The 6,263-nt window shown below is 73.9% G+C and carries 6 protein-coding genes; 5 read left to right on the forward strand and 1 reads right to left on the reverse strand.

Annotation, left to right across the window (positions count from 1 at the left end; genetic code table 11):
• A partial coding sequence (locus tag F8A92_RS18015) for a 23S rRNA (guanine(1835)-N(2))-methyltransferase RlmG (protein ID WP_228389563.1) occupies window positions 1-644 on the reverse strand: 644 nt, incomplete at its 3' end.
• 13 nt (window positions 645-657) lie between these two features.
• On the opposite strand from F8A92_RS18015, the gene kynA reads away from it, so the two are divergent.
• The 5 genes from kynA to F8A92_RS18040 all read left to right on the forward strand — a co-directional run.
• The gene (gene kynA, locus F8A92_RS18020; protein WP_228389564.1) at window positions 658-1,512 is read left to right on the forward strand and encodes a tryptophan 2,3-dioxygenase; all 855 of its coding nucleotides are present in this window, start codon (window positions 658-660) and stop codon (window positions 1,510-1,512) included.
• A gap of 52 nt (window positions 1,513-1,564) precedes the next feature.
• Window positions 1,565-3,433: a glutamine--fructose-6-phosphate transaminase (isomerizing) gene (glmS, locus tag F8A92_RS18025; protein ID WP_153506563.1), complete on the forward strand. Its 1,869-nt coding sequence runs from the start codon at window positions 1,565-1,567 to the stop codon at window positions 3,431-3,433.
• A gap of 79 nt (window positions 3,434-3,512) precedes the next feature.
• Window positions 3,513-3,896, forward strand: a complete 384-nt coding sequence (locus F8A92_RS18030; RefSeq protein WP_153506564.1) for a holo-ACP synthase — start codon at window positions 3,513-3,515, stop codon at window positions 3,894-3,896.
• Window positions 3,897-3,932: 36 nt separating this feature from the next.
• The gene (locus F8A92_RS18035; protein WP_153506565.1) at window positions 3,933-5,363 is read left to right on the forward strand and encodes an NAD(P)H-hydrate dehydratase; all 1,431 of its coding nucleotides are present in this window, start codon (window positions 3,933-3,935) and stop codon (window positions 5,361-5,363) included.
• An 18-nt stretch (window positions 5,364-5,381) separates the two neighbouring features.
• On the forward strand, window positions 5,382-6,263 hold an 882-nt coding region (locus F8A92_RS18040; RefSeq protein WP_153506566.1), incomplete at its 3' end, for a DUF4010 domain-containing protein.

Raw genomic sequence — 6,263 nt, forward strand, 5'->3', positions numbered from 1 at the left:
AGCAGCAGCCGGGCGCCGGCGTCCAGGCCGCCGGCGGCGAAGCAGCCCGGCGCGTTGTGCAGCAGCACGCCGCCCGGCGCCGGATAGCTGGTCCACGGCGGCGTGCTGCCGCGGCGTTCGTCGCGGACCGAGCGCAGCAGCCGCGCCTTGCCCGACGCGAGGCTGGCGGTGGTCGTGCCGATCTGCTCCTCGAGCACGTCGGTCATCCAGCGGCCCAGGTGCTTGACCATGTCGCCGGTGACGACCGGCGTCGCCGCCTCCAGCAGCGGCGCCACGTGCGCGAGCTGGGCAGCCAGCAGCGCGCGGGCCTTCCCCGGCCGTACGACGACCAGGTCGTAGCGTCCCTCCGGTGGCGTGTCGGCGACCAGCGCGGCGCGCCCGTTGCGCTCGAGGTTGCCGCGCGCGACGATCCGCGACAGCGCCGAGTCCGACCACATCGTCACGTCGGCGACGCCGGCGAGCGCGGTGGTGAGCGTGCCGTGCCGGTCGCCGACGACCAGGATCGCCGCCGCACCCGCGTGCCGCTCGGCGGCCTCCGCCAGCAGGTAGCGGTCCGCGGCGTCGTACGCGAGGAGCGGCTCGGGGTCGCGCGATGGGTACCGTGCAAGGGAGATCTCGCCGTACGGCGTGCTCAGCTGATCCATAAGGACACCCAGCATGCCAGGAGAGGACGCCATGGCCGACCGCAGCATCCGCCGGCTCGAGGACTCCATCGAGCGGGACCTGTCCGGGCTGAGCTACGGCGGCTACCTCGCGCTCGACGAGCTGCTCGGCGCGCAGCGGCCGCTCACCGACCACCACGACGAGATGCTGTTCATCATCCAGCACCAGACCAGCGAGCTGTGGATGAAGCTGGCGATCCACGAGCTGCGGGCCGCGATCCGGTTCGTCGCCGCCGACGACCTCGGGCCGGCGCTGAAGTGCCTGGCCCGCGTGAAGCACATCCAGCAGCAGCTGACCAGCCAGTGGTCGGTGCTGGCCACCCTGACCCCGCCGGAGTACGCGAAGTTCCGCGGCGCCCTCGGCAAGGCCTCGGGCTTCCAGTCCGTGCAGTACCGGCTGCTGGAGTTCCTGCTCGGCAACAAGAACGCCGCCATGATCGAGGTGTTCCGGCACGACCCGGCGGCCCAGGCGACGCTGCAGGCGGCGCTCGACGCGCCGTCGCTGTACGACGAGTTCCTGCGCCACCTCGCTCGGCGCGGCTATCCGGTGCCGGCGGAGGTGGTCGAACGCGACTGGGCCGAGCCGTACGTCGAGCACCCGGGCGTCGTCGACGTCCTCGCGCAGGTGTACACCGACCCCGGCGCGCACTGGGCCGTGTACGAGACCTGCGAGGAGCTCGTGGACGTCGAGGACTCCTTCCAGATGTGGCGCTTCCGGCACCTGAAGACCGTCGAGCGGATCATCGGGCACAAGGCCGGCACCGGCGGCTCGTCCGGCGTGTCGTTCCTGCGGCGCGCGCTCGACCTCACCTTCTTCCCGGAGCTGTACACCGTCCGGACTGAGATATAGACCCCGGTGGCGCGGCCGGGCCGCGGGCCCGCTGACCGGTAGGCTGGCGGTCATGTGTGGAATCGTCGGGTACGTCGGCAACAGGCAGGCTCAGGACGTCGTCATGGAGGGCCTGCGCAGGCTGGAGTACCGCGGCTACGACTCCGCCGGCATCGCCGTGGTGAGCGGTGGCGCGCTGCACGTGCGCAAGAAGTCCGGCAAGCTCGCCAACCTCACCGCGCTGCTCGGCGACGAGCCGCTGCCGGAGGCCACCAGCGGCATGGGGCACACCCGGTGGGCGACGCACGGGCCGCCCAACGACCGCAACGCGCACCCGCACGTGTCGTACGTCGGCAAGGTCGCCGTCGTGCACAACGGCATCATCGAGAACTTCGCGGCGCTGCGGGCCGGGCTCGAGGAGCGCGGCATCGAGATGGGCTCCGACACCGACACCGAGGTCGTCGCGCACCTCGTGCAGGACGCGTTCGAGACCGTCCCCGCCGACAGCGCGAGCCGGCTGCGGGAGGCCGTGCGCGCGGTCTGCAATCAGCTCGAGGGCGCGTTCACGCTGGTGATCTGCCACGCCGACGAGCCGGACACGGTGATCGGCGCGCGCCGCAACTCCCCGCTGGTCGCGGGCCTCGGCGACGGCGAATACTTCCTGGGCTCCGACGTCTCGGCGTTCATCGCGCACACCCGCGAGGCCATCGAGCTCGGGCAGGACCAGATCTGCGAGATCAACCGGGACCGCGGCGTCACCGTCGTCGGCTTCGACGGCGTCGAGGCGCAGCTCTCGCACTACACGATCGACTGGGACGACGCCGCCGCCGAGAAGGGCGGCTACGACTGGTTCATGCTCAAGGAGATCGCCGAGCAGCCCGCCGTCGTCGCGGACACCCTGCGCGGCCGGCTCACCGAGTCCGGCCAGATCGTCCTCGACGAGGTGCGGCTGTCCGACCAGGACTTCCGCGACGTCACCAAGATCTTCATCATCGCCTGCGGCACCTCGTCGTACGCCGGAATGATCGCCAAGTACGCGATCGAGCACTGGACCCGCATCCCGTGCGAGGTCGAGCTGGCCAGCGAGTTCCGCTACCGCGACCCGGTGCTCGACCGCTCGACGCTGGTGATCGCCATCAGCCAGTCCGGCGAGACCATGGACACCCTGATGGCGCTGCGGCACGCCAAGGCGCAGCACGCCCGCATCCTGGCCATCTGCAACACCATCGGCTCGACGATCCCGCGCGAGTCGGACGCCGTGCTGTACACCCGCGCCGGCGTCGAGATCGCGGTCGCCTCGACGAAGGCGTTCCTCGCGCAGATCGTCGCCTGCTACCTGATCGCGCTGCACCTGGCCAGCGTGCGCGGCACGAAGTGGGGCGACGAGGTGGCGGTCGTCGTCGACCAGCTGCGCTCGATGCCCGAGGCGGTCGATCGGGTGCTCGACACGATGGAGCCGGTGCGCGAGCTCGCGCGCGCCGAGCTGGCCGACCAGTCGCAGGTGCTGTTCCTCGGCCGCCACGTCGGGTTCCCGGTGGCGCTCGAGGGCGCGCTGAAGCTCAAGGAACTCGCCTACATGCACGCGGAGGGCTTCGCCGCCGGCGAGCTCAAGCACGGACCGATCGCGCTGATCAGCGACGGCACACCGGTCATCGTCGTGTGCCCTTCGCCGCGCGGCCGCGACTCGCTGCACGGCAAGGTCATCTCCAACATCCAGGAGGTGCGCGCCCGCGGCGCCAAGACGATCGTGATCGCCGAGGAGGGCGACGAGGAGGTCACCCCGTTCGCCGACCACGTCATCCGGGTGCCGAGCTGCCCGACGCTGCTGGCGCCGCTGGTGACGGCCGTACCGCTGCAGGTGCTCGCCTGCGAGGTGGCGGCGGCCAAGGGGCTGGACGTCGACCAGCCGCGCAACCTCGCGAAATCGGTCACTGTCGAGTAGTCCCGCGGCGTACTGCGCTACCGGCACGCCCGGTGATCCGGTACCGCAGCATGCCGCAGCTCGGCCGAAGGAGGTCGCGATGATCGTAGGCGTCGGCGTGGACGTGTGCCCGGTCGACCGGTTCGCCGAGTCGCTGCGGCGTACGCCGCGGCTGATCGACAAGCTGTTCACCCCGGCCGAGCAGCTCTCGCCGTCCGGGCAGCGGCGGCACGCCGCCTCGCTGGCCGCGCGGTTCGCCGCGAAGGAGGCGCTCGCGAAGGCGCTCGGCGCGCCCGGCAACCTGATGTGGCACGACGCCGAGATCGAGGTGGCCGAGCACGGCCGGCCGCGCATCGCGACGCGCGGCACCGTGCGCGCCCGCGCCGACGAGCTGGGCGTGCGCGGCTGGCAGGTGTCGCTGTCGCACGACGGCGGCATCGCGGTGGCCATGGTGGTCGCGCTGTCGGTCGACGTACCGTCGTAACCGGCGGCAGCCGCGAGCGAGGAGGCGCAGGCCGAGATGATCGGGCTCTACACGACCCAGCAGGTCCGGGACGCGGAGGCCGCGCTGATGCGCGACGTCCCCGAGGGCTCGCTGATGGAGAAGGCGGCGTACGGTCTCGCGCAGCACGTGCTGCGGCTGCTGCGCGCGGACGGGTTGTCGGCGTACGGCGCCCGCGTGGCGCTGCTGGTCGGCCCCGGCGGCAACGGCGGCGACGCGCTGCACGCCGGGCGGTTCCTGCGGGCGCGCGGCGTCGCGGTGACCGCGCTGCCGGTCGCCGACGGCACGTACCCGGGCGCGATGGCGGCCTTCGCGCGGACCGGTGGTGACGTGCTGAGCCTCACCGACGTCCCCGCCGCGGCCGACCTGGTCGGCCGGGCGGATGCCGTCCTCGACGGCATCGCCGGGCTCGGCAGCGGCCGTGCGGTCGGGCTGCCGGACGACGTGGCCCGCGCCGTCGCGGCGCACCCGTGCGTCGTCGCCGTCGACGTCCCCTCCGGGGTCGCCGCCGACACCGGGATCGCCGCGCCCGACGCGATCCAGGCGCGGCTCACGGTGACGTTCGGGTGCCACAAGCCGGCCCACGCGCTCGCACCCGGGGCGCGGCACTGCGGCGACGTCGAGCTCGTCGACATCGGGCTCGGCGACCGGCTGCCCGCCGCCACGGCCGGCGTGCTCACCGAGGACGAGGTACGCCGGTCGTGGCCGCGGCAGCCGTACGACGGGCACAAGTACTCCACGGGCGTGGTCGGCGTCGCCGCCGGCTCGGCGAAGTACGCCGGCGCGGCGGTGCTGTGCGTCGGGGGAGCGCTGCGCGCGAAGCCGGGCATGGTGCGCTTCCTCGGCGAGCCGCCGGCGTCCGACCGCATCATCGAGGCGTGGCCGGAGTGCGTCGTCGCCCCGTCCGTCGCCGACGCCGGGCGCACCGACGCCTGGGTGGTCGGCCCCGGCATCGGCACCGACGATCGGGGCCGCCGGCTGCTGGAGGACGTGCTGGCCGCCGACCGGGCGGCCGTCGTGGACGCCGACGGCCTGACGCTGCTCAAGGACCGCCTCGGCGAGCTGCCGGACCGCGGCCCCGCGACGGTCCTCACGCCGCACGCGGGCGAGTTCGAGCGGCTGTTCTTCCCGATCGACGACCCGCTGTCGGCGGCGCGGCGCGCCGCCGACGAGACCGGGTGCGTCGTCCTGCTCAAGGGCCCCACCACCGTCGTCGCGGCGCCGGGCGCCCCGGCGCTGGTCAACCCGACCGGGTCCGCGCGGCTCGCCACGGCCGGCACCGGAGACGTGCTGTCCGGGATCGTCGGCGCGCTGCTCGCGTCGGGGCTGGAGCCGCGCCTGGCGGCCGCGATGGGCGCCTACGCGCACGGCTGCGCGGCGCGCGCGGCGGCCGGGCCGATCATCGCCGGCGACCTCCCGGAGCTCCTGCGCCGCTGGCTCAGCGCGTAGCCGGGGAGCGCGGACGTCGTGAGCTGGCTGCAGATCCAGCCGTTCCTCATCGCGGTGGCCATCGGCCTGCTGCTCGGCTTCGAGCGCGAACGCAGCGGCAACCGGCGGCTGGCGGCCGGCTCGCGGTCGTTCGCGCTGCTGGCGCTCGCCGGCGCGGTCGCCGCACGCTTCGGGTCCTGGGCCGTCGTGGCCGGGCTGGTGGCGGTCGCGGCGCTGGTCGCGCTGGCCTACTTCCGCACCAGCGTCGACGACCCGGGCACCACCACCGAGATCGCCGCGATCCTCACGTACCTGCTCGGCGCGCTTGCGTCCGCCGCGCCGGCGCTGGCCGTGGCGCTCGCGGTCGTGGTCGCCGGCCTGCTGGTGTCGAAGAACCGGTTGCACCGGTTCGCGCGCGACATCGTCAGCGAGGTCGAGCTCGAGGACGCGATCAAGTTCCTCGCCGTGGCGTTCGTGGTCCTGCCGCTGCTGCCGGACCGCCAGCTCGGCCCGTACGGGGTGCTGAACCCGGCGCGGATCTGGCTGCTCGTCGTGCTGCTGACCGGCATCGGCTGGGTCGGCTACATCGGCGTCCGGGCGCTGGGTCCGGAGCGGGGGCTGCTGGTCACCGGGCTCGCGGGCGGCTTCGTCTCGGCCTCGGCCACGACCGCCTCGATGGGGCGGGCCGGCCGCACGGCGGCCGGCCTGCGCGCGCCGCTGGCCGGCGCGCTGCTGGCCAGCCTCGCCACGTTCGTCCAGCTGATCGTCGTAATCGGGCTGGTCGACGCCGAGGTGCTGCGCCGGCTGTGGCTGCCGGTGCTCGTCGGGATGCTGGTGCTGGCCGCGGTCGCCGCGCTGGTCTACCGCGGCGCGGCGCGTGAGCGCCGCGAGGGACCGGCCGACGCCCCGGGCTCCCCGGCC

It is taken from the genome of Cumulibacter manganitolerans (assembly GCF_009602465.1).
In the GTDB taxonomy this organism is placed as follows: Bacteria; Actinomycetota; Actinomycetes; order Mycobacteriales; family Antricoccaceae; genus Cumulibacter; species Cumulibacter manganitolerans.

Coding starts and splice junctions, on each gene's coding strand:
- kynA (WP_228389564.1), top strand. CDS start 658: ATGCCAGGAGAGGACGCCATGGCCGACCGCAGCATCCGCCGGCTCGAG.
- glmS (WP_153506563.1), top strand. CDS start 1,565: ATGTGTGGAATCGTCGGGTACGTCGGCAACAGGCAGGCTCAGGACGTC.
- F8A92_RS18030 (WP_153506564.1), top strand. CDS start 3,513: ATGATCGTAGGCGTCGGCGTGGACGTGTGCCCGGTCGACCGGTTCGCC.
- F8A92_RS18035 (WP_153506565.1), top strand. CDS start 3,933: ATGATCGGGCTCTACACGACCCAGCAGGTCCGGGACGCGGAGGCCGCG.